Origin of the sequence: Nocardia sp. NPDC052316 (assembly GCF_044547795.1) — a bacterium.
Classification (GTDB): domain Bacteria; phylum Actinomycetota; class Actinomycetes; order Mycobacteriales; family Mycobacteriaceae; genus Nocardia.
This window is the reverse complement of the sequence record NZ_JBIUBB010000006.1, coordinates 736,530-761,241: the sequence shown is the minus strand read 5'-3', so window position 1 is coordinate 761,241 and position 24,712 is coordinate 736,530. Positions and strand designations below refer to the sequence as shown.

The 24,712-nt window shown below is 67.5% G+C and carries 19 protein-coding genes and 1 tRNA gene; 12 read left to right on the top strand and 8 right to left on the bottom strand.

Going from position 1 to position 24,712, the window contains the following annotated elements:
- Positions 1-362: 362 nt before the first annotated feature.
- A complete protein-coding gene (locus tag ACIHA7_RS31080; RefSeq protein ID WP_397294440.1) occupies positions 363-2,066 on the bottom strand; it encodes an MDR family MFS transporter in 1,704 nt (567 codons plus the stop codon).
- A 300-nt stretch (positions 2,067-2,366) separates the two neighbouring features.
- Here ACIHA7_RS31080 and ACIHA7_RS31075 point away from each other — a divergent pair.
- Positions 2,367-2,440, top strand: a tRNA-Met gene (locus tag ACIHA7_RS31075).
- A gap of 147 nt (positions 2,441-2,587) precedes the next feature.
- On the opposite strand, the gene ACIHA7_RS31070 is transcribed toward ACIHA7_RS31075, so the two are convergent.
- The gene (locus ACIHA7_RS31070; RefSeq protein ID WP_397294439.1) at positions 2,588-3,220 is read right to left on the bottom strand and encodes a Clp protease N-terminal domain-containing protein; all 633 of its coding nucleotides are present in this window, start codon (positions 3,218-3,220) and stop codon (positions 2,588-2,590) included.
- Positions 3,221-3,471: 251 nt separating this feature from the next.
- Here ACIHA7_RS31070 and ACIHA7_RS31065 point away from each other — a divergent pair, with 251 nt between their 5' ends.
- Positions 3,472-3,729, top strand: a complete 258-nt coding sequence (locus tag ACIHA7_RS31065) for a hypothetical protein (RefSeq protein ID WP_397294438.1) — start codon at positions 3,472-3,474, stop codon at positions 3,727-3,729.
- A gap of 430 nt (positions 3,730-4,159) precedes the next feature.
- On the opposite strand, the gene ACIHA7_RS31060 is transcribed toward ACIHA7_RS31065, so the two are convergent.
- From ACIHA7_RS31060 to ACIHA7_RS31050, 3 genes are all read right to left on the bottom strand, one after another.
- On the bottom strand, positions 4,160-4,555 hold the full coding sequence (locus ACIHA7_RS31060; RefSeq protein ID WP_397294437.1) for a DUF2511 domain-containing protein: 396 nt from the start codon (positions 4,553-4,555) through the stop codon (positions 4,160-4,162).
- Between the two features lie 146 nt (positions 4,556-4,701).
- Positions 4,702-5,460, bottom strand: coding sequence for a hypothetical protein (locus ACIHA7_RS31055; protein WP_397294436.1), 759 nt, complete (start codon positions 5,458-5,460; stop codon positions 4,702-4,704).
- 372 nt (positions 5,461-5,832) lie between these two features.
- Positions 5,833-9,306 (bottom strand): indolepyruvate ferredoxin oxidoreductase family protein, encoded by a 3,474-nt coding sequence (locus ACIHA7_RS31050; RefSeq protein WP_397294435.1) that lies wholly within the window; start codon positions 9,304-9,306, stop codon positions 5,833-5,835.
- Between the two features lie 687 nt (positions 9,307-9,993).
- On the opposite strand from ACIHA7_RS31050, the gene ACIHA7_RS31045 reads away from it, so the two are divergent.
- Positions 9,994-11,148: a lipase family protein gene (locus tag ACIHA7_RS31045; protein ID WP_397294580.1), complete on the top strand. Its 1,155-nt coding sequence runs from the start codon at positions 9,994-9,996 to the stop codon at positions 11,146-11,148.
- Between the two features lie 90 nt (positions 11,149-11,238).
- Here ACIHA7_RS31045 and ACIHA7_RS31040 read toward each other — a convergent pair whose 3' ends face one another.
- A complete protein-coding gene (locus ACIHA7_RS31040) occupies positions 11,239-12,075 on the bottom strand; it encodes an SDR family oxidoreductase (protein ID WP_397294434.1) in 837 nt (278 codons plus the stop codon).
- A complete protein-coding gene (locus ACIHA7_RS31035; protein WP_397294433.1) occupies positions 12,072-13,019 on the bottom strand; it encodes a patatin-like phospholipase family protein in 948 nt (315 codons plus the stop codon). Before ACIHA7_RS31035 ends, ACIHA7_RS31040 begins: the two co-directional genes overlap by 4 nt.
- A gap of 68 nt (positions 13,020-13,087) precedes the next feature.
- Here ACIHA7_RS31035 and ACIHA7_RS31030 point away from each other — a divergent pair, with 68 nt between their 5' ends.
- Positions 13,088-13,714: a TetR/AcrR family transcriptional regulator gene (locus ACIHA7_RS31030; RefSeq protein WP_397294432.1), complete on the top strand. Its 627-nt coding sequence runs from the start codon at positions 13,088-13,090 to the stop codon at positions 13,712-13,714.
- On the opposite strand, the gene ACIHA7_RS31025 is transcribed toward ACIHA7_RS31030, so the two are convergent.
- Entirely contained in the window at positions 13,704-14,249 is a 546-nt protein-coding gene (locus ACIHA7_RS31025) for a histidine phosphatase family protein (protein WP_150404323.1), read from the bottom strand. The genes ACIHA7_RS31030 and ACIHA7_RS31025 overlap by 11 nt on opposite strands.
- A 144-nt stretch (positions 14,250-14,393) precedes the next feature.
- Here ACIHA7_RS31025 and ACIHA7_RS31020 point away from each other — a divergent pair, with 144 nt between their 5' ends.
- The 8 genes from ACIHA7_RS31020 (at position 14,394) to ACIHA7_RS30985 (ending at position 24,711) form a co-directional block, all read left to right on the top strand.
- Positions 14,394-19,085, top strand: coding sequence for an ATP-dependent helicase (locus ACIHA7_RS31020; protein ID WP_397294431.1), 4,692 nt, complete (start codon positions 14,394-14,396; stop codon positions 19,083-19,085).
- Positions 19,086-19,103: 18 nt separating this feature from the next.
- On the top strand, positions 19,104-19,886 hold the full coding sequence (locus ACIHA7_RS31015) for a DNA-formamidopyrimidine glycosylase family protein (RefSeq protein WP_397294430.1): 783 nt from the start codon (positions 19,104-19,106) through the stop codon (positions 19,884-19,886).
- 200 nt (positions 19,887-20,086) lie between these two features.
- On the top strand, positions 20,087-20,269 hold the full coding sequence (locus tag ACIHA7_RS31010; RefSeq protein WP_397294429.1) for a hypothetical protein: 183 nt from the start codon (positions 20,087-20,089) through the stop codon (positions 20,267-20,269).
- A 54-nt stretch (positions 20,270-20,323) separates the two neighbouring features.
- Complete coding sequence (hpnE, locus tag ACIHA7_RS31005; RefSeq protein ID WP_397294428.1) at positions 20,324-21,685, top strand: hydroxysqualene dehydroxylase HpnE; 1,362 nt, start codon at positions 20,324-20,326, stop codon at positions 21,683-21,685.
- 98 nt (positions 21,686-21,783) lie between these two features.
- Complete coding sequence (locus tag ACIHA7_RS31000; RefSeq protein WP_397294579.1) at positions 21,784-22,353, top strand: TetR/AcrR family transcriptional regulator; 570 nt, start codon at positions 21,784-21,786, stop codon at positions 22,351-22,353.
- Positions 22,354-22,446: 93 nt separating this feature from the next.
- The gene (locus ACIHA7_RS30995; protein ID WP_135234971.1) at positions 22,447-22,668 is read left to right on the top strand and encodes a hypothetical protein; all 222 of its coding nucleotides are present in this window, start codon (positions 22,447-22,449) and stop codon (positions 22,666-22,668) included.
- A gap of 64 nt (positions 22,669-22,732) precedes the next feature.
- Positions 22,733-23,407 (top strand): response regulator transcription factor, encoded by a 675-nt coding sequence (locus ACIHA7_RS30990; RefSeq protein ID WP_397294427.1) that lies wholly within the window; start codon positions 22,733-22,735, stop codon positions 23,405-23,407.
- Complete coding sequence (locus ACIHA7_RS30985; protein ID WP_397294426.1) at positions 23,404-24,711, top strand: sensor histidine kinase; 1,308 nt, start codon at positions 23,404-23,406, stop codon at positions 24,709-24,711. The genes ACIHA7_RS30990 and ACIHA7_RS30985 overlap by 4 nt, the downstream gene beginning before the upstream one ends.
- Position 24,712: the final 1 nt, after the last annotated feature.

Here is a 24,712-nt window from a genome sequence, read left to right as displayed (position 1 = left end):
ACACCTCGTACCAGACACAGTGAACCTCTGGTTAATGCAATTCAAGAGGGGTGTAATCCATTTCACAATCAATCCGATTCGTCTTTACGGAAAACATCGGTCGACAAGTTCGCGAAAGGTACACATCGACCTCAAGAACACGCCTGAGCAGGCACTACACGACAGCCGACGTTGCGGTTCAGCGCGCCGACACTCATCTATACGACCTGTCGCGCACACGTCGAATTGCACGAATCGAGCAACCGCCGGTGATTTACCATTGGTTTACTGATGATCGATCAGCACACGACTTTCTGAGAATTTCCATCATTTAATGGACAGTTAACAATCGCGCATGGATTGTCCGATTCCTGCCCGTTTTTCTATTTCGAAGTGTCCCCGTCGGCACCGGATGGCTCGGCCGCACCGGATTCCCGCAGCGGGATCTCCTTCCAGAACAGCACCATCACCAAGGCGACCAGCGCGAGCACGGCGGCCGCCAGGTACACCGTCGACATGGATTCGGCGAAGCCGGTCTGCAACGGGCCAGCGAGGGTCGGGTTCAACTGCTGAATGACCGAGCTGTCGTCGAGCACCTGCTGCACCGCGGCCGGGTCGTGATGGACCAAGCCCTGCGCAAAAGCCACATCGACAGGATTACCGCTGTGCAAACCGGCCAGCACGGCCTGCTGGTACGCGGGCCGGGTCGACGCCGCTTCGAGGGCGGCGCTCACCTTGGTCGGCAGCAGGCCGAACAGCGTCGACAGCAATGCCGCGACGCCGAGCGTGCCGCCGACCTGACGGAAGAAGGTGGCGGCCGCACTCGATACGCCCATGTCCTTGGGCGCCGCGGCGTTCTGGATCGCCAAGGTGATGGGCTGCAACAGATTTCCCAGTCCGAACCCGGTGATCGCCATGAAGATCATGGTTCGCCACAACGGCGTTTCCGGCGTCAGATAGTGGAACAGGAACAAGCCGACGGCGACCGTCGCCGTACCGACGATCGGGAACGCCCGGTACCGGCCGGTCCGCGTGATGAGCCGGTTGGACACGATCGAACCCACCATCAGGCCACCGACCATCGGCAGCAATTGCAGACCCGCGGCTATCGGACTGGCTCCGCGCACGACCTGCAGATACTGCGGCACGAGAATGATCCCGCCGAACAGTGACGCGCCGACCACCAACGCGATCGCGACACCGAGCGCGAAGGTCCGATTCCGGAAGAGCCGCAACGGAATCAAGGCCGCCTCGCCCATCTTCGCCTCGATACCGACGAACGCGACCAGCCCGACCGCACCGATCAGATAGCAGGTCACCGCGCCCACACTCGTCCATCCCCAACTGCGGCCTTGCTCGGCGACGATCAGCAATGGCGTGATGCCGGTGGCGAAGGCCGCGGTGCCGAGCCAATCGACCCGGCCCGTGGCTGGGCCGCTCCTCGGTATCCGGACCACCCGGTACACCACCACCAACGCGACCAGCCCGACCGGAACATTGATCAAGAACACCCAGCGCCAGCCGGTGATCCCGAGAATGGCGTGCTGACTGGCGAAGAGACCACCGAGGACGGGGCCGATCACACTCGCCATCGCCCAAGTGGCCAGGAAATGCCCCTGATACTTGGCTCTTTCCCGCGGACTTACGATGTCGCCGAGGATCGCCGAGGCGAGCGACATCAGGCCACCCGCACCCACGCCCTGTACAGCCCGGAACACCGCGAGCTGGTACATCGACTGCGCCACTGTGCACAGCAGCGACCCGCCGACGAATATCACGATGGCGGCGAGCAGAAATGGCCTGCGGCCGTACATATCCGACAATTTGCCGTACAGCGGCGTCGTCAATGTGGCGGTGATCAGGTACGCCGTGGTGACCCACGCCTGCAACGAATAACCGGACAGGTCATCGGCGATGGTCCGCACGGCGGTCGCGGTGATCGTTTGATCCAACGCCGCCATGAACATGCCCAAGACCAGGCCACTCAGGATGACCAGCACCTGCCGATGGGTGAATCCGGCCGGACTGTCCGCTACCGCCGCCGTGTCGACTCGCTCGGTCCGATGTCCGCGATGGGTCAGCGCCATCAGCAACTCCTGAAATCAGAAAATCACGCATCAGTTGTCGAAACTGCGGTCATTCCCATCCCCGGACCGCGGCGACCTCGCGCCCACGAACTCAACATCACGAACCAGCAACGATAAACCTCAGTCACGATCCGGGAAACGAGGAGTGATGTCTATCTCCCTGGCAGCTAACTGTGACCTGCGCCATAGCTACTGAGAAGCCGCCGCCATCACCCCTTCGCTACACCCGCCCCCAGACGACTCGCCCCACCAGGCGTTTTCGCATCCGGACCCGCAGTGTGTAAGGTTGGGGACACCCAACGCGGGGTGGAGCAGCTCGGTAGCTCGCTGGGCTCATAACCCAGAGGTCGCAGGTTCAAATCCTGTCCCCGCTACAACCGATACGGCCCGAAACCTTCTGGTTCCGGGCCGTTTTCGTCGTCCAGGTCGAGCGGGCACTGCACCGCCGGCAACATCGCGGCGTCGTCACTGCCCATGATCCCATCGCGAAAAGCCGTCGAGTTGCGGGATCGCCTCCCAGACTATCTCCCGTCTGTCCTGGCCAGTGCTTCATCGACGATCCCGTGCAGGTCTATCCCGGACTCCGCACGAGCCCATGCGATTTCGTCGCTCTTGTAGTTGAATCCCCACCTCGGCCCACTTCCCGGCGGGTGACGCTGCACTAGCAGCGAAACGACATGGTCGGTCGCCCGCCGCGGAAATTCGACATAGCTGGCCATTCGGACTGGGCGTTCGGGCTCCGGCAACGGAACCCGCGGCAGTTCCACACCCAGATTGCTCAGCGCGGTAACGATCGCAGCACGAGTTACTTCGGACGTGTCAGGCAACAACGAGCGCGTACGATCCCACAACACAGCGAGCAGGAAGTGCACTGTGCCCGGCTCGGTAGCCCCCAATGCGTAGGCGATTCCTTCAGCGCGCCCATGGATCGTGTACCAGCGAGGGTTAGGACTCAGCTCCTCCCCTGCTGTCCCGGAACCCATTGCCCTCAATCGCAGTTCGACGGCCGCGGCGTCGATGCCTCCCTGCTCCAGAGCCTGGCGCGCCACATCATTGCTATCGCCGCGCAGCACGCCCAGCAGTACGTGCTCCGGGCCGATCCAGCCATGCTTCAGGCGCAACGCCTCGTTGGCCCCAATATTGAGCAGATTCATATATTTATGGTGCACGGATCAAGCTTGACTATCAATACAAGCGCGCGGTTCGTGAGCATCGCGCCAGACGCTTATCGCATGTTTGGCAGAGATATGACAGTCGAAATGCCAGACTGCCTACGCACAGGTATCTACCAGTGCTGAAATGACTTCGGCAGCCTCGGCATGCTCCGCCCGGCAGATCTCGCTGTTAATGTCGTTTCAGATCGACGGCGAATACACGTCGACATCACAAAGGAAGATATGCACTCATGAACAAGATGCGTTTTGCTGCCGCGATCGCTGGAATCGCAGCAGGGGCAGCGATGCTCGGATTGCCTGCACAAGCGTCCGTCGATGCGACAATTTCAGCACCGGCTGCGGTCTCCGGTCAGTACACGCCGGGGCCGTTCGACGCGGTCGAGATGTTTTGCCCGCCCAACCTGGATGGAAAGGTCGTTTGGCTGCAAGGCGCATTCCACGAATGCAAACCTATCGGTGGCTCGTTCGTGTGGGTCCCCACGAACTGATCGCGGTCCGCAAGGCCGACCAACCGCCGGCCGATAGTGAACCATTGCTCCGACTATGCGTCTTCGATAGACGTTGGCGTCACATAGCCGCACTACGCCGTCCTTGCGCTGCCCGCCAACGCAGGGGTCGAATTGCAGATGGCCACCCCCGCCACCGGATGGCAGCGGCGGCTACGGCAGGTGAGTAGCATCGCCGCAGCAGCCAATCGTTCGCACGTGGTACTCCATGGCACTGCGCACATTTCGACATCGATGCCGGACGGAGGTCCCCGTCCGGCATCGATCTCCGCTTGCGAACCGGCACCGCTGAACTGGACGGGACAGTCCAGAAGCGAACCGGCTCTACGAGCAGAAATATCACTGAATACTGGCACCGCACCGTATATCGAGAACAGCTGGCCAACGAGATGTGCTCCGGCACGGAAGCCCGCTATTTCGCGAACCTGCACAACTGAAGTGTTCTGCTGCGCACGGCACCGAGGCTAATCTTGTCGCCATCGGAGCCGTCGGCACGCAATGGTTCGATACTGGGCACTCCTGCTTGTTCGGCGTTTTCGTTGAGCGCGTAGGGCTTGCCGTCGGGAGCAACAAAGACAGCTTGATCGCCCGCGCGGCACTCGATAGTGCCGCGATCAACCGTGAATGGCCATAGGTAGCCCAGGTTTTCGCTTGCCACGGGCTGGCTGCTGGATGTTGGTTCCGGTAGTGGCACCGGGGTCGGGTGTGCGGGTGACATCGGCCCGGCACCGCCAGCGCACGCGCTGACCACCGGCACAGTGCAGCATGCCGCGCCGATGAGCAGCAACCCTCGAACCTTCGAGATCATTCTTCCCCTCGTAACATCGTTATGCTCCGCCGATTACATTGCACATCAATACATTTCGGACCGCAGCAGTAGTAGCTGGTAAGTTACGACCGTAACCTCCGAGTCTGCAACGGTTCATGGCCGGTGCCGCATACCGACGGCGCGGTTCAGTTGCGCAGCACAGTCATCGACGGTCGGGCGGCGTCGCGGCGCTCCGCCAGCTCCGCGCGGTTGCGCACGCCCAACGTGTTGTACAGCGCGCGAATGCGTCGATACATCGATCGCTCGGAAAGGTAATTATGCCTGGCGATCTCGGCGACGGTCATCGAGGTGCGCAGCATGCGCAGCAGCTCGGCATCGAATTCGTCCAACTCCACTCGATGGTCCAGGGTGCTCGACCGCGGCATCCGTCCGACGGCCTGGGTGACCTCACGCGCGCGGGTTGACCCCTGCCGCGGACTCTTCGCACTCCGGTTCGGCACGGTGCCGAACACCGACGGGCTCGGCTTCTCGGGCCGTGCACTCTGCTGGTCGAACAGGTGTGCACGGAGTATCTCGGCTTGGCGTTCCACGGCTATCGCGATGTTGATCACGAAGTTGGCGCCTGCCCGAATCGCGAAATAGGTTGCGTGACCGGTGACATCGTTGGTGACCGCGACGATGAGGCCCATGGCATGCGCTGCTCGGATCGACCGCAGGCTCTCGGCCTGATACTCGGTGTTGACCGGCAGCACGATCGGAGCGCTGTCGACGTCCCTGCGCGCGGCGAGTTGGTCGTAATCGGCGAACTCGAGCCGGAACGACGCGGCGAACAGCGTCCCGCACGGCCCGTTCGCCGGGTCCATATATTCGCGCAGACTCGGATGGACGAACGCGTTGGACCTAGCCACTTCTTCGGTGTCCCGGAGCAGTTGCGCAGCGTTCATGGAAACCCCCACTACTTCGATTGGTGCACCGCCGGCGCACCTGATCCTGAATTTCGCACCTGTGCGGTGCGGTCTCGTCAAGCCATGTCGGTCAGCCGATGCAGCCGCGGACCCCTCCCGAATCCCCGACATGGTCTGCTACGGCCGCCGATCCCGAGACAGCCGCTCACTCCTCTCTCCTCGTTATCTGATTGGACGCGGCGAACACCCGATCGGTTCCATTCCGGGCCAATACTTTTGCAATACCGCACTACCTGCGCAAAGAAGAAGCGGCCCGCAACCAGAGGTTGCGGGCCGCTTCCCATGTGCCCGGGAGCGTGGCCTATACGCTCGACCAGGCGCGCGGTCTACTGCCCAGACCACGCCGATCTGCTACACCTGCGGCGGCTCGATGCCGAGGTCGCGCAGGCTGTTTCGGTAGAGCTCCACGTTCGCGAGCTTGATGTCCTCGTAGCCACGCACGGTGTCGGCCAGGGCCGCGGCCTGCACCGCGCGGTCGTAGCCCGCCGCGTCGAGCGTGTCCGCGAGGGTCGTCACCATCTCGGTGTAGTGGGCAAGCAGCGCGCGCTCGACCCGGCGGACGTGGGCGTAACCGAAGGGGTCGAGCTTGGTGCCGCGCAACCGCTTTCCCTTGGCCAGCACCTTCAGCGTGAAGTGCCCGCGCGGTCCGATGCCGATCTTCTTCTTGCGACCCATCGCCCGCAGCACCGGCGGGTGCAGCTTGTAGGTGAGGTTCGCCCCTTCGGGCAGCTGACCCGCGACCTCGTCCAGGAAGGCCGGGTCGGTGAGCCGGCGGGCCACCTCGTACTCGTCCTTGTAGGCGGTGAACTTGTACAGCCCCTTGGCGACCTCTTCACTGAAGTCGGTGCGCTCGGTGACCCGCAGCTGTGCGTCCCAAATGTGTTGCACGGTACGCACATAGTCGCGCGCCACGCGGACACCTTGGAAACCGATCAGCTCCGCGGCACGCAGTTCGACGAGCCGCTTGGTCTCGCCCGTCGCGGTAAGGCCCTCGAAAAGATCTGCGGGAGCCTTGATTTCGGTCTTCTTCGACTGGGTACGGCCGATCGCCGCGGCGAAATCGTCGGGGCGGGCGACCGCGACCCGGCCCCAGCGGAACGCCGCGATATTGGCGTTCACCGCGACGCCGTTGATCTCGATGGCCTCCTCGATCGCCGCCGCGGGCAGCCGCAGGCCGCCGAGCTGGTAGGCGGCGCCGACCATGAGGAAGTTGGCCGCGGCGGTATTGCCGAACAGCACCTCGGCGGCGCCGAGGGCGTCGAACGAGCGCACCTCGCGCGAGGCCTGCTCGAGCCTGGACAGCAGCGCGGGGGTGTCCGGATACTGAACGGACTTGTCGTACACCATGTCCCCGGTCGGGGTCTTGCTGGTGGAGGCGACCGACAGGGTGTGTGTCTTCGAGCCGTAGGCCAGGTTCTTGTTGTCGGTGGCGGTGAGCAGGTCGAAGGCGACGATGCAGTCCGCCGAACCCGGGGTGAGCCGGTTCGCGGGCTCCAGCTCGCCGGTGGCGAACCGCAGGTGCGAGACGACCGGCCCGGCCTTCTGGCTCAGGCCGATCTGGTCCAGGCTCGCCACCTCGTAGCCCGCCCGCAGCGCGGCGGTGGCCAGCACCTGGTTCACCGTGACGATGCCGGTGCCGCCGATGCCGGCCAGGAAAACGTTCTGCGTGGTCGTCGGCGCGGACACCGGCAGATCGGGCAGTACCGGCGGTGCCGGCCGCTGCATCACCTTGCGCTTCTTGGCCTTTGCCGGGTCCGGCAGCTCGACCGTGACGAAGGACGGGCAGTCACCGTCCAGGCAGCTGTAGTCGGTGTTGCAGGAGGTCTGATCGATTCGGGTCTTGCGCCCGAACTCGGTGTCCACCGGCTGTACCGACAGGCAGTTGCTCTTGACGCCGCAGTCGCCGCAGCCCTCGCACACCGCCTCGTTGATGACGACCCGGGTCGTGCGGACCGGCAGCGTGCCGCGCTTGCGCTGACGGCGCGCGTCGGCGGCGCAGTGCTGGTCGTAGATGAGCACGGTGACGCCCGGTACCTCGCGCAGCGTGCGCTGGGCCTCGTCGAGCCGATCCCGGTGCCACAGCTTGGTGCCGGGGGCGAGATCGCGCTTGCGGTACTTCTTCGGCTCGTCGGCGCAGATGATGATCTGCGCGACGCCCTCGGTGGTGAGCTTGTGCGTCAGCATCGGCACCGCGAGCGCGCCTTCCGCGTCCTGCGCACCGGTCATCGCGACGACGTCGTTGTAGAGCAACTTGTAGGTGATGTTCACCCCGGCCGCGACGCACGCCTGCACGGCGAGCTGCCCGGAGTGGAAATACGTTCCGTCGCCGATGTTCTGGAACAGGTGCGGCACATCGGTGAACGGCGCCTGGCCGATCCACTGCGCACCCTCGCCACCCATCTGGGTCAGGCCGGTGACCTGGCTGTCCTCCCGGCCCGACATGGTCACCATGGTGTGGCAGCCGATGCCGCCACCGGCCAGTGACCCCTCCGGCACCGCGGTGGAACGGTTGTGCGGGCAGCCGCTGCAGAAGTATGCGGCACGCTTGGCGGGCAGCACCGCCAGCGACAGTGGCTGGGGCAGCGGCCGTTTCATCTCCAGGAAGCCGTTGAGTGCCCGGCTGAGCGGCTTGGTGATCCGTCCGGTGGTGAGTTCACCGTCCTGGCTGAACAGCGGGCGACCGGCGGCGTCGCGCTTGCCGATGATCTCCGGCGCGTCGGCCGTGCCGTAGAGGATCTCCCGGATCTGGGTCTCGATGAAGGCGGTCTTGTCCTCGACGACCACGAGGCGGGTGAGGCCCTTCGCGAACTGCCGAACGCGGTCGGGCGCGATGGGAAAGGGCATGCCGATCCGCAGCAGCCGGACACCCGCGCGCATCAGGGCGTCGTCGTCGACGCCGAGGTCGATCAGCGCCTGCCGGACGGCGTCGAAAGTGGTTCCGGTGGCCGCGATTCCGATGGTCGCGTGCGGCGGGTTCAGCTCGATGACGTCGAGGTCGTTGAGTGTGCTGTACGCCTTGACCACTTCCCAGCGCGGGCCGTACAAGTCCGCCTCGGCGATCACGCTGTCCGTCGGCGCGGCCATCGGGCGCTGCAGGTAGCGGAAGGGCCTTCCCTCCCAGGTGATCTCGGGGACGATGATGTCGATGTCGCCCGCGTCGCCGTCTACCGACCAGGCGCCGTCGGCGACGTCGGCCACAATCTTCAGCGCGACAAGGCAACCCGAGGCGCGCGACAGCGCGACGCCGTGCAGACCCATCGTGATGATCTCGCGGGCGTTGCGCGGGAACAGGACCGGGATGTTCATGGCGGCCAGCGAGCGCTCGCTGACGGCGGGCACGGTCGAGGACTTCGAAGCCGGGTCGTCGCCGACCAGCAGCAGCACCCCGCCGTTGGCGTTGGCCCCGTACATGTTCGCGTGCCGCAGCGCGTCGGTCGCGCGGTCGAGGCCCGGTCCCTTGCCGTACCAGACGCCGACGACGCCGTCGTGCGTGGCGGTGCCCTTGGGCAGATCCGCCTGGCTGCCCCACACCGAGGTCGCGGCGAGTTCCTCGTTCAGTCCGGGGACGAACGAAATATCGTGCTCGGAAAGCACGTCGGGCATCCCGGCCAGCATCTTGTCCACGCCGCCGAGCGGACTGCCCTGATAGCCCGACACGAACGTGCCGACCCGGCGCCCGGCGCGCAGGTCGCGCACGTGCTGCTCCACCAATTGACGCGCGATCGCTTGGACCCCGGTGAGGACAACGGTGCCCGCGCCGACCCGGTAGCGGTCGGCAAGGTCATAAGGCGCCGGAATCAGATCGTGATCGGCGAGCTCGGTCATACATCCACCCGTCCGGTCGGCGCCGATCGGGCGCCTCCCTAGTTGAGCACTTGATGCCGATAGCCTGCCTTCGAAGCGCGAAATGAACAATAGGCGTCGATAAAGTTGAGCAGACTGCGCAATTTCGCGGCGTGTGAATGGGCACACACTATGCACGATGTGAGGTTTGCTGTGACCTCCACCACCGGCGGCCGAATCGGAGTGTTCCGGCGAACAGGACGTGGCGGCGGCATAGATCGAGTGGTGCCCTCCGCGATGTCCCGTTCGACGGACCGTGCGGTACGCGGTGGGGCCAAGCGGCGAGAGCGACCTGCTATTACAGGCGGTTCAGCGCTTGCTCTGGTCAGTGATCTTGGGCAAATGCACAGATAGCGCGTTGTGAATTGTCCAATATGCCGTACCCGGTTGCGCGCGACGGCACACTTAGCGCTACGTTCGCTGCGGATGGTGCCGCCGACCGCGGCCGCCTGTAGTCGTTGAGCCGAAAGGTGGTGTGCCGGTCCGACCTTCGGTTCGGCTGTGGGTTATTGCTATCCGTCGCCTGGCGAACGACGACGTTCGCCGCGCATTCCCTTGCAGTGGTGGTCCGTTCGAGTTGCCGAGGCGTTGTCGGGGTCGGCGAGTCGGTCACGGCCGAGATTTCTAAGGAAACCCGTGCACAGAGTCCCGTTCAGGATCGCGATCCTGTTGTTGAGCGTCGTCTCGGTCGGCCTCCTCGGCCTACCCGTCAACGCCCAACCGCTCTACCCCACACCGGATCCGGATTTGTTCTATGCCCCGCCTGCCGAGCTGGCGGCGTTGCGACCGGGCGACGTCGTGCGCGCCCGCAAGATCGACACCGGCCCGTACGTGGGCACCACGGGATGGCAGGTCGCGTTCCGGTCCACCAACTCGATGAACAAGCCGGTCATGGGGGTCACCACCGTCCTGCTGCCGAACGGCGTCAAGAGCCCGCCGCTCGTCTCCTACCAGGCGCTGATCAATTCCCTTGGCACCCAGTGCAACCCGTCGCGGTCCCTGTTCAACGGCGAACTCCAGGACGCCGTCGGCGCCATGCTGCCGATCGGCCGCGGCTGGGCGGTGTCGCTGCCCGACTACCTCGGCCCCACCTCCGCCTACGGCGCGGCCAGGCTCAGCGGCATGATGACGCTGGACAGCGTGCGGGCCGTGCGGAAGGTGGCCGAGCTCGGTCTCGGCGATTCGCCCGTCGCACTGGCCGGCTACTCCGGCGGCGGCATGGCCACCGCCTGGGCCGCCGCACTACAGCCGACCTACGCCCCCGACCTGAAGCTCGCGGCCGCCGTCGCGGGCGGCATCCCCGCCGACCTCGAGGAGATGGCGCTGTCGCTCGGCTTCGCCCCGCACCCCGGCTTCGGCTTGGCCTTCGCCGCCGCCATGGGCCTCGAGCGGGAATACCCGGAGAAGCTGCCGATCTCGGATCAACTCAACGAAAACGGCCTCTGGTTCCGCGAATTCACCCACGACGCCTGCCGCAGGTTCCTGCTCTTCCACGGCGCCTTCCGCAACGCCGAACAGATGGCCGCGTCGAAGAGCCTGATGGACAGTCCGGTGGCCCGAGAAGTACTGCGCGAGAACAGCTTGCGTCACTTCGACGGCATCCCCACCGTGCCAACCTTCCTGTGGCAGGGCCGCTTCGACGAACTCACCTTCTACCCACCCGTCGCCGAGGTCGCCGACCGCTACTGCAAAGCAGGCGCCCCCGTCGATTTCCACACCTACGAGATCGCCGAACACATGACCACGGCCGTAGCCGGTTTCGCCGACGCCTGGAACTACGTGGAAGCCCGCTTCCGCGGTGACCCGGCACCAACCAGCTGCTGACCTACCGCATCACCGACAAGTGGCCCCGGAGATCTTCTCCGGGGCCACTTCTCGTCTGCCAGACAACGAGGCCGAGTGGGACGTGATGGATCAGCTGATGGAGCGGACCTGCTCTTCGTACTCGGCGCGGGTCTTCTCGTCGGCGGGGTGCAGGGCGCGGTCGCCGTCGAAGAGTCGGCGGACGAGGCGGACCGCGCGTTCGGGGGCGGCGGCCAGGGCCAGGTCGATGGGGGCCAGGTAGTTGGGGACGGCTACTTCGGCCCTGCGGGTGGCGACGGTGCGCACGATGGCGGCGGCGACGTCTTCGGGGTCGACGGTGGGCATGCCGTGGCCGAGGGTGAGGCCGGAGGAGAGGCGGGTGCGCACGGCCGACGGCATGACGCAGCTGACGCTGACGCCCTGCGGGGCGAACTCCAAACGTGTTGCGGCAGAGAGGCCGACGGCGGCGAACTTGCTCGCGTTGTAGACGGCCAGGCCCGCGACGGGGATCTTGCCCGCCAGCGAGGCCACGTTGACGATGTGGCCGTGGCCGCGCTCGATCATGCCGGGGGCGACCGCGCGCATGCCGTGGATGAGACCCCAGACATTGATGTCGATCGTGGCCTGGCCGACCACGTCCGGCTCGTCGAGGAACGGGCCCGCGGGCATGACTCCGGCATTGTTGACCAGGATGTCGACGCGACCGAGGTCGGCGATCACCTTGTCCCACTGACCGCGTGAGCGGACATCGAGCTCGTAAGCCCGCGCGCCGATCGCGGCCGCGGCGGTCTCGGCGGCGACGGTGTCGACGTCGGCGATCACCACCTCGGATCCCTTGGCGGCGAACAGTTCCGCGGTGGACTGACCGATGCCGCGGCCTGCGCCGGTGATGAGGACGCGGGCGCCCGTCAGGTCGACGTCGGGGTAACCGTGACCGAGAATTCTCATGCGAAGGCTCCTTGTTCGAGCGCGCGGCGGGTGCGGCGCAGGGTGTGCTGGAAGGTGTCGATGCGGCGGCGGCCGTCCATGAAGTTGGGGCCCATCACCGCGAGGTCGTCGGCGGTGGCGTCGAGGCGCAGGACCTTGGTTCCGGTCGCGCGCAGCTGGGCGATCTCGGCATCGAGGGTGGCGCTCATCCGGTTTCGTAGCTGCCGTTCGAAGAAATGGCCCGCGCTGGTCGCGCGGAGTTTCCCGGTCGAAGCCATCGGGGCGAGCACGATCACTTCGTCCAGCTGCTGTGGAATCAGCAGATCCACCGAGGCTGTCGAACCCGCGCCTCCGTCGATGAAGCGGCGTCCGGCGATGGACACCGGCGGCAACCAGCCGGGTACCGCCCACGAGGCGCGCAACGCCGCACCGAGCGGCGCGGTCGGCGCGTCGGGCGCGCCGAACGGAACCCGTTCTCCCGTCGCGTAATCCATGCTCACCAACCAGGTCGCCGGATGCGGAACCCAGGAACGACCGGGATTCAAACGGTCGGCGAGCTGCTGCAACCAGCTCGCGTCACCCCCGCCGACCGGCAACAGGCCACTACCCGCGGTGAGCAGCGCCTGCCCGGAGTCGCTGCGGCGCAGCGGAAGTCGGACCGAGCCCAGCCGCGGGCGCGGGGCCGGCGGAAACCGGCCTGGACCCGACCGCATGTGCGCCAACAGGATCGGATTCGTCGAGGTGCCCTCCTGCATGGCTACCAGCTCGTCCACCGAGACGCCGCTGCCGAGCATGGTCACGTACTCCGCGCCCGCGGAGGTCCCGATCAACACATCGGCCTCGCGGGGATCCCAGTCGAGCGCGTCCCGAAGCGCGGCCAGTGCCGCGACGATCCAGGCCGCGCCGAGCGTGCCACCGCAACCGATGGCCAGGCCGCGGCGCTGCGGCCCGTTGTTGTTACCCATGGTTCTAGACACTAGCAGAACTCAAATACCAGCGGTATCCGAAATCCGACGGTACGTAGAATCGCGGTATGGCACGTCTGACCCGGTCCGAGAGCCAGGCCCGCACCCGCGCTGACCTGATCGCCACGGCACGCGATCTGTTCCTGGCCGACGGCTACGCGAGCACCAGCCTGGAGCGGGTCGCCGAGGAGGCCGGCTACTCCAAGGGCGCGGTCTACTCGAACTTCCGCACCAAGAAGGAGCTCGGCCTCGAGGTGATCGAGCTGATCCACGCGACCAAGTTCGCCGAGGTGACCGATCTGCTCGCGGCGGATACGAGCTTCGAGGAACAGCTCGAACGGTTTCAGGAGTGGGCCGAGCGGACCGTCGGCGATGTCGGCTGGACCATGCTCGAATTCGAGTTCGCGACCGTCTCCCGCGACGACCCCGCGTTGCAGGCGGCGCTGGTGTCGAGCCTCGGCGTGGTACGCGGCGCGGTGGCGGCCCAGGTGCAGACGCTGGCCGACACGAGGGGGATCGAGCTGCCGGTGCCCGCCGAGGACGCCGCGACGGGAATTCTCAGTATGGGCATCGGCCTCGGCATGCAGCGCGCCATCGATCCGTCGATCCCGGCCAGACTGATCACCGATGCCGTTCGATTGCTGGTCACCCTCGGCACCGGACCGCTCGCCGCGAACAGCGGGGTCACGCCGTGAAGTGCAGGGTCCATTCGCCGCGGTAGTGCAGTCGGGTGACGCTGCCCGGCGGAATGTCGATCCGCCAGAAGGATTTCGGTGGCGCGTCCAGGGTCACCAGCAGGGCCGCGCGAATGACCGCGGGGTGGGTGACGGCGATGGTGGACTTCCCCTCCGACGCGATCTCGGCCATCCAATACCTGGTCCGCTCGATCACATCCACCACGGACTCACCGCCGTGGCCGCGGAACATCGGGTCGGTGAGCCACGCGTAGAGCTCGTCCTGGGGCACCGACATCAGCGCCCCGCCGCGCCACGCCCCCGCATCGAGGTCGCGTAGTCGGGTGTCCTCGTCGCCGGGCAGCCCCAACAGCGCCGCCGTCTCCACCGTCCGGCGCTCGGGTCCGGTGAGCACCCGCGGCGCGGCGAGCGGAGTGCACCCCGAGATGGCCCGGCGGCCCGCTTCGGTCAGCGATTCGTCGACTGGAAAACGTGCCTTCCGCATCGCCTCGGTCATGCCATGACTGACAAGGTCGAGTCTGAGCACTTTTTGCACGCTCGAAGCGTACGGCTATGCGCATGTGGCTGTTCCGCCTCTCCGGGAATTCACGCCAGATTGGAGCGCCGTTCGGTGTGCACAGGTCGCAGCGCTGTCGGCGGCACCGGCTTGCTTGTCGGTGCCTCGGTGCACACTGAAGCCATGGCTCAGTTCTCCCCGGCTACCCAGGAGTGGTTCGACGGCGCGTTCCCCGCGCCGACGGCCGCCCAGCTGGGTGCGTGGGAGGCGATCGCGGCGGGCGAGCACACCCTGGTGATCGCGCCGACCGGGTCCGGCAAGACGTTGTCGGCGTTCCTGTGGGCGATCGATCAGCTGGCCACTCGCGCGCCGACGACCGAGCGGGCGGGCACCTCGGTGCTGTATGTCTCGCCGCTCAAGGCGCTCGCGGTGGATGTGGAGCGCAATCTGCGGGCGCCGCTGGTCGGTGTGACGCAGACCGCGAAGCGGCTCGGGCTGGATCCGCCCGCGATCACGGTGGGCGTGCGGTCCGGGGATACCAGCGCCGCCGATCGCCGCGCGATGCAGCGCACGCCGCCGGACATCCTGATCACCACCCCCGAGTCGCTGTTCCTCATGCTCACGTCCGCGGCCAAGGAGACGCTGCGGAGTGTGCGCACGGTGATCGTGGACGAGGTGCACGCGATCGCCGGTTCCAAGCGTGGCGCGCATCTGGCGCTGTCGCTGGCGCGGCTTGATCTCTTGACGACAGCGCCGCGGAGCGACTCGATCGACGGTGGCGGCCGGGCGACGGGTGGGCCGGGGCGACCTGCGCAGCGGGTCGGATTGTCGGCGACCGTGCGCCCGCCGGACGAGGTCGGCCGGTTCCTGGTCGGCAACGCACCGATCACCATCGTCTCGCCACCGGCGCCGAAGACCTTCGATCTCTCCGTCCGGGTGCCGGTGGCCGACATGACCGAGCCCGGCGACTCCGATCAACCCGGCTCGATCTGGCCGCACGTGGACGAGGCCATCGTGGATCTGGTGCTGGAGCATCAGTCGTCGATCGTGTTCGCGAATTCGCGCAGGCTGGCCGAGCGGCTGACCGCGCGGCTCAACGAAACCTATGCGACCCGGCTCGGCGAGCCGGTGGAGACCGAGCACAAGCCGCCCGCCCAGCTGGGGTCGTCGACCGAGGTGGTCCACGGCGCGAGCCCGCTGCTCGCCAGGGCGCACCACGGCTCGGTGAGCAAGGAGCAACGCGCGCTCATCGAGGACGATCTGAAAAGCGGCCGGCTGCGCTGCGTCGTCGCGACGAGCAGTCTCGAACTCGGGATCGATATGGGCGCGGTCGATCTGGTGGTGCAGGTGGAGGCGCCGCCCTCGGTCGCGAGCGGATTGCAACGGGTCGGGCGGGCCGGGCATCAGGTCGGCGAGATCTCGCGCGGCGTGCTGTTCCCGAAGCACCGCACCGATGTCATTCACTGCGCGGTGGCCGCACAGCGCATGACCGCAGGGCAGATCGAGTCGATCCAGATTCCGGCACACCCGCTCGACATCCTGGCGCAGCAGACGGTGGCCGCGTGCGCGCTGGAGCCGATCGACGTCGACGCATGGTTCGACGTCGTCCGCGGCACCGGCAGCTACGCGGCGCTGCCCCGCTCGGCCTACGAGTCGGTGCTGGACCTGCTGGCCGGGCGGTATCCGTCGGACGAGTTCGCCGAGTTGCGACCGCGACTGGTGTGGGACCGGGACGCGGGCACGCTCACCGGACGCCCCGGGGCGCAGCGGCTCGCGGTGACCTCGGGCGGCGCGATCCCGGACCGTGGCCTGTTCGCGGTCTACATGGTCGGCGAAAAGGCCTCGCGGGTGGGCGAACTCGACGAGGAGATGGTCTACGAGTCGCGGGTCGGTGACGTGTTCGCGCTCGGCGCGACGAGCTGGCGGATCGAGGAGATCACCTTCGACCGGGTACTGGTGACGCCGGCGTTCGGGCAGCCGGGGCGGCTACCGTTCTGGCACGGCGACGGATTGGGCCGCCCCGCCGAACTCGGCGGCGCGCTCGGCGAGTTCGTGCGCAAGGTCGGTCAGCATCCGGAGAACCTGGACAAGCTCACCGCGGCGGCCGGCCTGGACGCCTTCGCGACCGCGAACCTCGGCGCTCTGCTCGATGAGCAACGAACCGCGACCGGCCAGCTACCCACCGATAAAACGCTGGTGGTCGAGCGGTTCCGGGACGAGCTGGGCGACTGGCGGCTGGTGCTGCACTCCCCGTACGGGCTGCCGGTGCACGCACCGTGGGCCTTGGCGATCGGGGCGCGGCTGCGCGAACGGTTCGGCGTGGACGCCGCGCCGAACGCCTCCGACGACGGCATCGTGGTGCGGCTGCCCGACACCACCGACGATCCGCCTGGGGCCGAGCTGTTCGTCTTCGAGCCCGACGAGATCGATGACATCGTCACCGAACAGGTCGGCGGTTCCTCGCTTTTCGCCTCCCGCTTCCGCGAGTGCGCCGCGCGGGCGTTGCTGCTGCCGCGCCGCGATCCGGGTAAGCGGGCGCCGCTGTGGCAGCAGCGGCAACGCTCGGCGCAGCTGCTCGACGTGGCCCGCAAGTTCCCCGATTTCCCGATCCTGCTGGAGACGGTGCGCGAATGTCTGCGCGACGTCTACGATTTGCCGTCGCTGCGCGACCTGCTCGGCCGGGTGGCGCGCCGTCAGCTGCGGCTGGTCGAGGTGGAGACGGCGACCCCGTCACCGTTCGCGAATGCCTTGCTGTTCGACTACATCGGCCAGTTCATGTACGACGGCGACAGCCCGCTGGCCGAACGCCGCGCCGCCGCACTGTCGCTCGATTCGAGCCTGCTCGCCGAACTGCTCGGCCGGGTGGAACTGCGTGAACTGCTGGACGCCGCGGTGCTCGACCAGACCGAGCGGGAACTGCAGCGGCTCACCCCGGAACGGCATGCCCGCGATGCCGAAGGACTGGCCGATCTGCTGCGCCTGCTCGGACCGCTCACCGCCGCCGAGGCCGCCGAACGCTGCACCGACGATCCGGCACCCTGGTTTGCCGAACTGGTGAAAGCCCGTCGCGCCATGGAGGTTTCGTTCGCAAGCAACAGCTGGTGGGTGGCCGTGGAGGACGCGTCCCGGCTGCGCGACGCGCTGGGCGTGCCGCTGCCGATCGGCACGCCCGCCGCCTTCATCGAGCCGGTCGCTGATCCGCTCGGCGATCTGGTCGGCCGGTTCGCCCGCACCCATGGCCCGTTCAGCACCGAGGCGGTGGCCGCCCGCTTCGGCCTCGGCACCGCCGTCGTCGGCACCGCGCTGCACCGGCTGATCGCCGAAAAGCGGATCGTGGAGGGCGAATTCACGCCCGGCGCGGCAGGCTCGGAGTGGTGCGACGCGCAGGTGCTTCGCCGGTTGCGCCGCCGCTCGCTGGCCGCCGCGCGGCACGAGGTCGAGCCGCTATCGACGGCCACCTTCGGCCGCTTCCTCCCGTCCTGGCAGCACATCGGCACCGGCGAGCTGCGCGGGGTCGACGGCGTCGCCACCGTCGTGGAACAGCTTGCGGGCGTGCCGATCCCCGCCTCGGCGTGGGAGTCGTTGGTGCTGCCCACCCGGGTCCGCGACTACTCCCCCGCCATGCTCGACGAACTGATGGCCACCGGTGAGGTGATCTGGTCCGGCCACGGGTCGATCACCGCCAAGGACGGCTGGATCGCACTGCACCTGACCGATCAGGCCCCGTTCACGCTGGCACCGCCCGATGACATCGAACTGTCCGAGGTGCAGCTGCGGCTGCTCACGGCGCTCGGCGCGTCCCTCGTACCGTGGACCCCACCCGTCGAAGCAGTAGAACCGGTACCGCTCGACCCGCCCATGCCCGGTTCCGCCGCGACGGAAGGCGGCGGAAGCGCTGCGCCGGAATCGGCTCCGAACCCGCACCTCGCCCCGGTGCCGCAGGGCGGCGGCGCCTATTTCTTCCGGCAACTCTCCGATGCCACCGGTTTGCTCGACGACACCAAGGTGGCCGCCGCACTGTGGGAATTGGTCTGGGCCGGGATGGTTTCCGGCGATACGTTCACCCCGGTGCGCGCCATGCTGTCGGGCACAACGCGGACCGTTACCGCGCATCGGACGCCACGCCGGGCCCCACGCGGGCGGGCCTATCTCCCGCGCCCGAGCATGCCGACCCGGTCCGGCCCGCCCGCGGTGGCGGGGCGCTGGTCGCTACTGCCGGAGCGGGTGTCCGACAACACGGTGCGGGCCCACGCGACCGCGGACATGCTGCTGGAGCGGTACGGCGTGCTGACCCGCGGCTCGGTGCAGAACGAGGGCGTACCCGGTGGTTTCGCGCTGATGTATCGGGTGCTCACCGAGTTCGAGGACCGGGGGCGGTGTCGCCGTGGGTATTTCATCGACTCGCTCGGCGGTGCCCAGTTCTCCACCACGGATGTGGTGGACCGGCTGCGGTCGTTCGACAGCGAGCGCAGTCGCCCCGGTGACACCAGACCGCAGACCAATAAAGCACTCGCGCTGGCGGCCACCGATCCGGCCAATCCCTATGGCGCCGCGCTGGGCTGGCCGAAGAGCGGCGGCGACGGCGGGCATCGACCCGGTCGCAAAGCCGGAGCGCTGGTCGTGCTCGTCGACGGCGAGCTGGTGCTCTATCTAGAGCGCGGCGGCAAAACCCTGCTCACCTTCACCGAGGACCCGAATGCCCGCCAGTCCGCCGCCCAGGCGCTGGCCGACCTCGTGCACACCCGCCGCGTCGACTCCCTGGTCATCGACCGGGTGGACGGGGAGACCGTGCACGGCAACACCTTCGCGGGCTTCCTGAGCGAAGCGGGCTTCTCCGCGACCCCGCGCGGCCTGCGCCTGCGGAGCCGCCCATGACGCGGCCGGGGATGCGGCATGCCCGAGGGTGACACCGTCTACCTGGCGGCGGCGCGGCTGCGTGCGGCACTGGAGGGGAAGACGTTGACCGGCAGCGACTTCCGGGTGCCGCGGTATGCGACCGTCGATCTGCGAGACCAGGTGGTGGACAGCGTCGGCAGCTACGGCAAGCATCTGTTCATCCGGACGCCGACCGTGAGCATTCACACCCATCTCAAGATGGAAGGCACCTGGCGGATCTTCCACTGCGGACAGCGCTGGACGAAACCGCGGGTGACCGCACGGCTGGTACTGCGCACGGCCGAGGTCGAGGCCGTCGGGTTCTCCCTCGGCAAAGTAGAAGTCGTGCGGGTCGGCGAGGAGCACCGGATCATCGACCACCTCGGTCCCGATCTGCTCGGCCCGGAGTGGGACGTGGCCGAGGCGGTACGGCGGCTGGAGCGCTACCCGGACCAGCCGATCGGCGTCGCGCTGCTGGACCAGCGGAACCTGGCCGGTATCGGCAATGTCTTCCGCAGCGAGATCTGCTTCTTACGGCGCGTGCACCCGGCCACCCCGGTCGCCGCGGTGCCCGACCTCCTCGCGCTGGCCAACGAGGCACACCGGGTGCTGGCCGAGGCAGTGCGGAAACCACCGCGGCGGGAACTGATCTACGGTCGCACCCATCGCCCGTGTCAACGGTGTGGCACCCCCATTGCCAGGGCGCTGCTCGGCGATCCCGCGCCCGTCTCGGACCGGATCGCCTACCGCGAACGCGGCATCTATTTCTGCCCGCACTGCCAGCCGATCCCCGGCAGTTAGGTTTCCGCGCGGAAAAATCCGCCGCCGGACCAAGCCTGTTGGTTCGCCGCACCGAATCAACTGTGCCATCGAACGAAGTGCTCGGCGTGCCCACCGGCTATTACCCGTCGACCACTGTAATTTGCCACTCAGTTGCTAATGATCGGCGCGCTCGGCACGACTATCCCCGTGGCAGTCACGACACAGCACAGGAGCAGGCCATGACGACGGTATCGAGATCGAGCAGACGGCAGCTGCTCGCGATCGCCTCGCGCCTCTTCTTCGCCGCGCTGGCAACCCTGGCCACCGCGCTGTTCAGTTACCTTCTGCTCCATCCGAGTTCACCTACCGATACGCCGCGGGCACCGCACCCACCGATCTCCTCGGTGTCGCCGCGCCCTTGACGAAGTGACCGCGCCCACTTAACTTACAAGATGTAAGTTAATGAGGAGTGCGGCATGAACGATCCACGGCAGTACGTGGTCATCGGCGGCGGACTGGCCGGCCTCGCGGCCGCGGTCTGGCTGGCCCAGGCGGGCAAGAACGTCACCCTGCTGGAACGGCGCGGTCAGCTCGGCGGCCGCACCCACGCCATGAAGGTCGACGTGGTCGACGACCCGCCGGACAACGGCCAGCACGTGATCGCCAGCGGTTACGACCACCTGTTCCGGTATCTCACCAGCATCGGCACCCGGCAGTACGTCGCCTTTCCGGAGCGGGCCACGCTGCGCTGGCCCGACGGCCGCAGCGCCACCATGAGCACCAAGGGATTCGGCGCGCTGCGCACCCTGTCCGGTGCGCACCCCGATGCGAGCCTGCTCGAACGGGCCCGCGCCACCGTCGCCACCCTGCGGCTCGGCTGGCAATGCCTGCACCAACCCGCCGACCTGCCCGACCTGACCACCGAGCAGTGGTTCAACCGCATCGGCATGCCCGCGAAAGCCCGTGAGGCCCTGTGGGATTGGCTGGCGCTCGGGGTCGCCGCCGAACCGGTGCAGCAGGAATCGGCGAAGGTACTCGCCGACGTGATGGCCACCGGCATCCGGCTCGGCATCAAGCACCGGCGCCCGGCCACCATCGGCTACCCCACCACCGACCTGGACACGCTGTTCGTCACCGGTGCGCTGAAAGTCTTTGCGCGACACGGGGTCAAGGTCCAGCATCGCGCGGTGGCCCGGCGCATCAACATCGCCGACGGCCGCGTCACCGGGGTGGCACTGGCCGACGGCACCACGGTTCCGGCGGACGCGGTGGTCTGCGCCGTGCCCAACTCCAATATCAACGGCCTGCTCGACGACCTGCCCGAGCACGCCGAACTCTATGCCGCCGCAGACAAATTGGGCTACACCCCGATCGTCAGCACCAACCTGTACCTGGACCGCCCGCTGGGCACCACGGCCGAGTTCGAGGCGCTGATCGGCGGCACCGGCGTGATCGACGAGGTCTTCGACCGCCAGCGGATGACCGGTCGCCCGACCGATCAGGCCTGGCTGTACTGCCTGACCACCAGCGGTGCCTACGAACAGATCCACAAGACCAACGAGGAGATCATCGCCGAGCAAATGGACCTGCTACGCCGCTACTACCCTGCCGCCAATGAGGCGAAAGTTCTTCAGGGACATGTGGTTCGGATGCCGAAGGCGACCTTTTCGCAGGTGGTCGGCACGCACGCGCTGCGGCCCGCGCAACGCACGTCGGTGCCGACGCTGGTGCTCGCCGGCGACTGGACCGCCACCGACTGGTCGGCGACCATGGAATCTGCGGTACAGAGCGCGGCCAAGGCGGTCGACCTGCTGCTTGCGCTACCGTCAGTGCGGTGAGCACGGATCGCGCCACGTCCGACTACGTCGCAAAGCCCCGGCGGGGTAAGCCGACGCCCGCCAAGTCCGCAGCCGATCGAGCGACCCCGAAACGCCGGATGTCGGCGGCCGATCGACGGGCCCAGTTGCTGGATGTCGCGCGCGACATCGTCGCCGCCGACGGTTTCGCCGCGGTCACCATCGATCGGGTGGCGCGCGAGTCCCAGGTCGCCCGCGCGCTGGTGTATCAGCAGTTCACCGACCTGTCCGGTCTGATGACCGCGCTGCTCGATCGCGAGTCCGAGATCGCGTTGGCGGGGGTCAGCAGCGTCGACTGGTCCGACGCCGTCGACGTGGATCAGGTGGGCCGCGGCATCCTCGCCTATCTGCATGCGGCGCCGACCAGCTGGCGGATCATTCTCAGCCCGCCGGACGGCGGCCCGCCCGATCTGCGGGACCGGCTCGAACTCGGCCGGTCCTACGCGCGAGCGATCGGGGCGCGCCACCTGTCCCGCTACGCGGGCGTCACCGTCGACCCGGAGGGGCCGACCGAGCGAATCCTGTTGGCGGCCATGGAGGAACTGGCCCGGCTGCACCTCACCGATCCGCAGAACTATCCGGACGAGATGGTGCTGCGCTACCTCCGCTCGCTCGTCGGCTGGGCGGTACGGCTGGAAGCACCCCGCTGACCTGCGGCATCGGCAGCCTCACGAAAATCTCATGGACAGCTTGGTTTTCTTCTCGGCAAGGCGCGGATCCCGCGCCGGGGAGAAAGGAAACAGATGAAGATCAGCACCTTGCTTGCGGCCGTTGCGCTTTCGGCAGGCCTCGTCGCCGGAGGGTCGGCGGTGGCCTCGGCGGAGACGATCTACGTAGGCACCTACGGCACCGAAGCGGCGTGCCGCGCCGACGGCTCCGACGCGCCCGCGCATCCGGACTGGACGTGGTGGGAGTGCCGGCAGACCCCCACCGGTGAGTGGGATCTGTACTACTCCACCAACTGATCTGGACCGGGCCGGTCCGGTGTGCCGGATCGGCCCGATCTGAAATGGCATACTCTCTGATCTCGTGCGTGTGCTGGTGGTGGAGGACGACGAAGGTCTCGGCAACGAAGTCGCCGCCGGGCTGCGCTCGGCGGGCTTCGCCGTCGACCTGGCCCACCACCTCGCCGACGCCGATTTGAAGATCGCCGTCAACACCTACGACGTCCTCATCGTCGATCGCGGCCTGCCCGACGGCGACGGACTGCACCTGGTCGCCGTCCAGCGCGCCGCGGGCCAGCGGGTGCCGGTGCTGATGCTCACCGCGCGCGACGGCCTCGCCGATCGCGTCGCCGGTTTCGAGCACGGCGCCGACGACTACCTGGTCAAACCGTTCGCGATGCCCGAACTGGCGGCGCGGGTGCGCGCCCTGAGCCGCCGCCGCGAACATCCGGCACCAGCGCGCATCGTGCTCGGCGATATCGACATCGACCTGCCGCGCCGCCGGGTGCAGCGCGCGGGCATCCTGCGATCGCTGACCCCGAAGGAGTTCGCGGTGCTCGAACTGCTCGCCACTCGCGCGGGCACCGTGGTCTCGCGCAGCGAGCTCATCGAGTGCTGCTGGGATGAGATGGCCGAGCCCGCATCGAATGTGGTGGACGCCGTGATGGCGCAGTTACGCCGCAAGCTCGGACCGCCGGCGGTGATCGAGACCGTGCGCGGCGCCGGATTCATGATCGGAAGTGACTCATTCGCACGTTGATTCCCACGGCAACGGCGTTGTCCGGTCGCTCCGCGAGTGTCGCGACCGTGCTACCCGCCGTGGCCAGGCTGCGCCGCACCCGCTGGCAGCTGACCGCCCTCATCACCGTGATCACCGCGACCTGCCTGACCATTCTCGGCGTGCTCGCGGCGACCATCGACGCGCGCTCGCGGCACAACGCCATCGACGACAGCCTGGACCGGGTGGTCACCGGCCTGTGGCGCAGCGTCGAGTTCAACCCAGACGACCAGGTCATCGACCTCGAGTTGGTGGAGAAGGACGATCTGGCCAACGGCGAGACCGCGGTCCTGATCGTCACGAACGACGAGACCGGGCACTGGCGTGAGATCTACGGTCACCTGCGGTCCTGGCTGCCGCCGAACGCAGGTACGGCGGCGCTGGCCGACGATGCCGTGCGCGCGGGCGAGACCGTATTCCAGGACGGATACGACAGCGCGGGCCGGCCGGTGCGGCTCGCGGCAACACCGGTCTTCTGGGAGGACACGAAGACGGAGGCGGTCGTCGTCGCGGGCACGAATCCGGGACTGGTGGATCGGGACCGGGCGCTGCTGCTCTGGGCGCTCGTCGTCGGCGGACTGACTCTCGTCGCACTGTCCGCCCTTGCCGCACACGCGCTTTCGGGCCGCAGCATGCGCCAGGCGCTGCTGCTCGTCGAGGAGCAGGAGCGCTTTCTCGGCGACGCCGCCCACGAATTGCGCACGCCACTCACCACTTTGGGACTGGTCACCGCGCCGCGGCGGCGCAATCCGCACGAGGTGGAGCGGGCACTGGCCGACGCGGGCGCACTGGGGACTCGGATGGAGCGGATCGTGGCCGGCCTGCTCGCACGGGCACGGATGCAGTCGGGGGTGACGACGATGGAGCGGGTGCAGTTGTTGCTCGATCAGCTCGCCGAGTCGGTGGTCGAGGAGTTCCCGGCGAGTGTTGTCGTGCACAGCGAACCTTCGGTCGTCGTCGGCGACCCGAGTTTGTTGAGCCTCGCGGTGCGTAACCTGATCGAGAACGCGATCACCCACGGCGCGATCAACCCCGATGCGCCGGTGGAAGTGCACGTCGCGCACGGGCGGGTCAGCGTGCGCGACCACGGCGCGGGGTTGCATCCCCAGCTGTCGAGCAATCCGTTCGCTCGCGGCGTCAGCGCGGGGCGGGGTAGCGGTATCGGGCTGGCGCTGGTCGCGTGGATTGCCGAACTGCACGGCGGCACCGCGACGATGGAGCCCGCGCCGGGCGGCGGCACCATCGCGACCATCGCGCTGCCGCCGCCCGCACTCGGTCCTTCCTGAC

Excerpts from the sequence above, each read along its gene's own strand:
- ACIHA7_RS31080 (WP_397294440.1), bottom strand. The coding sequence starts at position 2,066 with ATGGCGCTGACCCATCGCGGACATCGGACCGAGCGAGTCGACACGGCG.
- ACIHA7_RS31070 (WP_397294439.1), bottom strand. The coding sequence starts at position 3,220 with ATGAATCTGCTCAATATTGGGGCCAACGAGGCGTTGCGCCTGAAGCAT.
- ACIHA7_RS31065 (WP_397294438.1), top strand. The coding sequence starts at position 3,472 with ATGAACAAGATGCGTTTTGCTGCCGCGATCGCTGGAATCGCAGCAGGG.
- ACIHA7_RS31060 (WP_397294437.1), bottom strand. The coding sequence starts at position 4,555 with ATGATCTCGAAGGTTCGAGGGTTGCTGCTCATCGGCGCGGCATGCTGC.
- ACIHA7_RS31055 (WP_397294436.1), bottom strand. The coding sequence starts at position 5,460 with ATGAACGCTGCGCAACTGCTCCGGGACACCGAAGAAGTGGCTAGGTCC.
- ACIHA7_RS31050 (WP_397294435.1), bottom strand. The coding sequence starts at position 9,306 with ATGACCGAGCTCGCCGATCACGATCTGATTCCGGCGCCTTATGACCTT.
- ACIHA7_RS31040 (WP_397294434.1), bottom strand. The coding sequence starts at position 12,075 with ATGAGAATTCTCGGTCACGGTTACCCCGACGTCGACCTGACGGGCGCC.
- ACIHA7_RS31035 (WP_397294433.1), bottom strand. The coding sequence starts at position 13,019 with ATGGGTAACAACAACGGGCCGCAGCGCCGCGGCCTGGCCATCGGTTGC.
- ACIHA7_RS31030 (WP_397294432.1), top strand. The coding sequence starts at position 13,088 with ATGGCACGTCTGACCCGGTCCGAGAGCCAGGCCCGCACCCGCGCTGAC.
- ACIHA7_RS31020 (WP_397294431.1), top strand. The coding sequence starts at position 14,394 with ATGGCTCAGTTCTCCCCGGCTACCCAGGAGTGGTTCGACGGCGCGTTC.
- ACIHA7_RS31015 (WP_397294430.1), top strand. The coding sequence starts at position 19,104 with ATGCCCGAGGGTGACACCGTCTACCTGGCGGCGGCGCGGCTGCGTGCG.
- ACIHA7_RS31010 (WP_397294429.1), top strand. The coding sequence starts at position 20,087 with ATGACGACGGTATCGAGATCGAGCAGACGGCAGCTGCTCGCGATCGCC.
- hpnE (WP_397294428.1), top strand. The coding sequence starts at position 20,324 with ATGAACGATCCACGGCAGTACGTGGTCATCGGCGGCGGACTGGCCGGC.
- ACIHA7_RS31000 (WP_397294579.1), top strand. The coding sequence starts at position 21,784 with ATGTCGGCGGCCGATCGACGGGCCCAGTTGCTGGATGTCGCGCGCGAC.
- ACIHA7_RS30995 (WP_135234971.1), top strand. The coding sequence starts at position 22,447 with ATGAAGATCAGCACCTTGCTTGCGGCCGTTGCGCTTTCGGCAGGCCTC.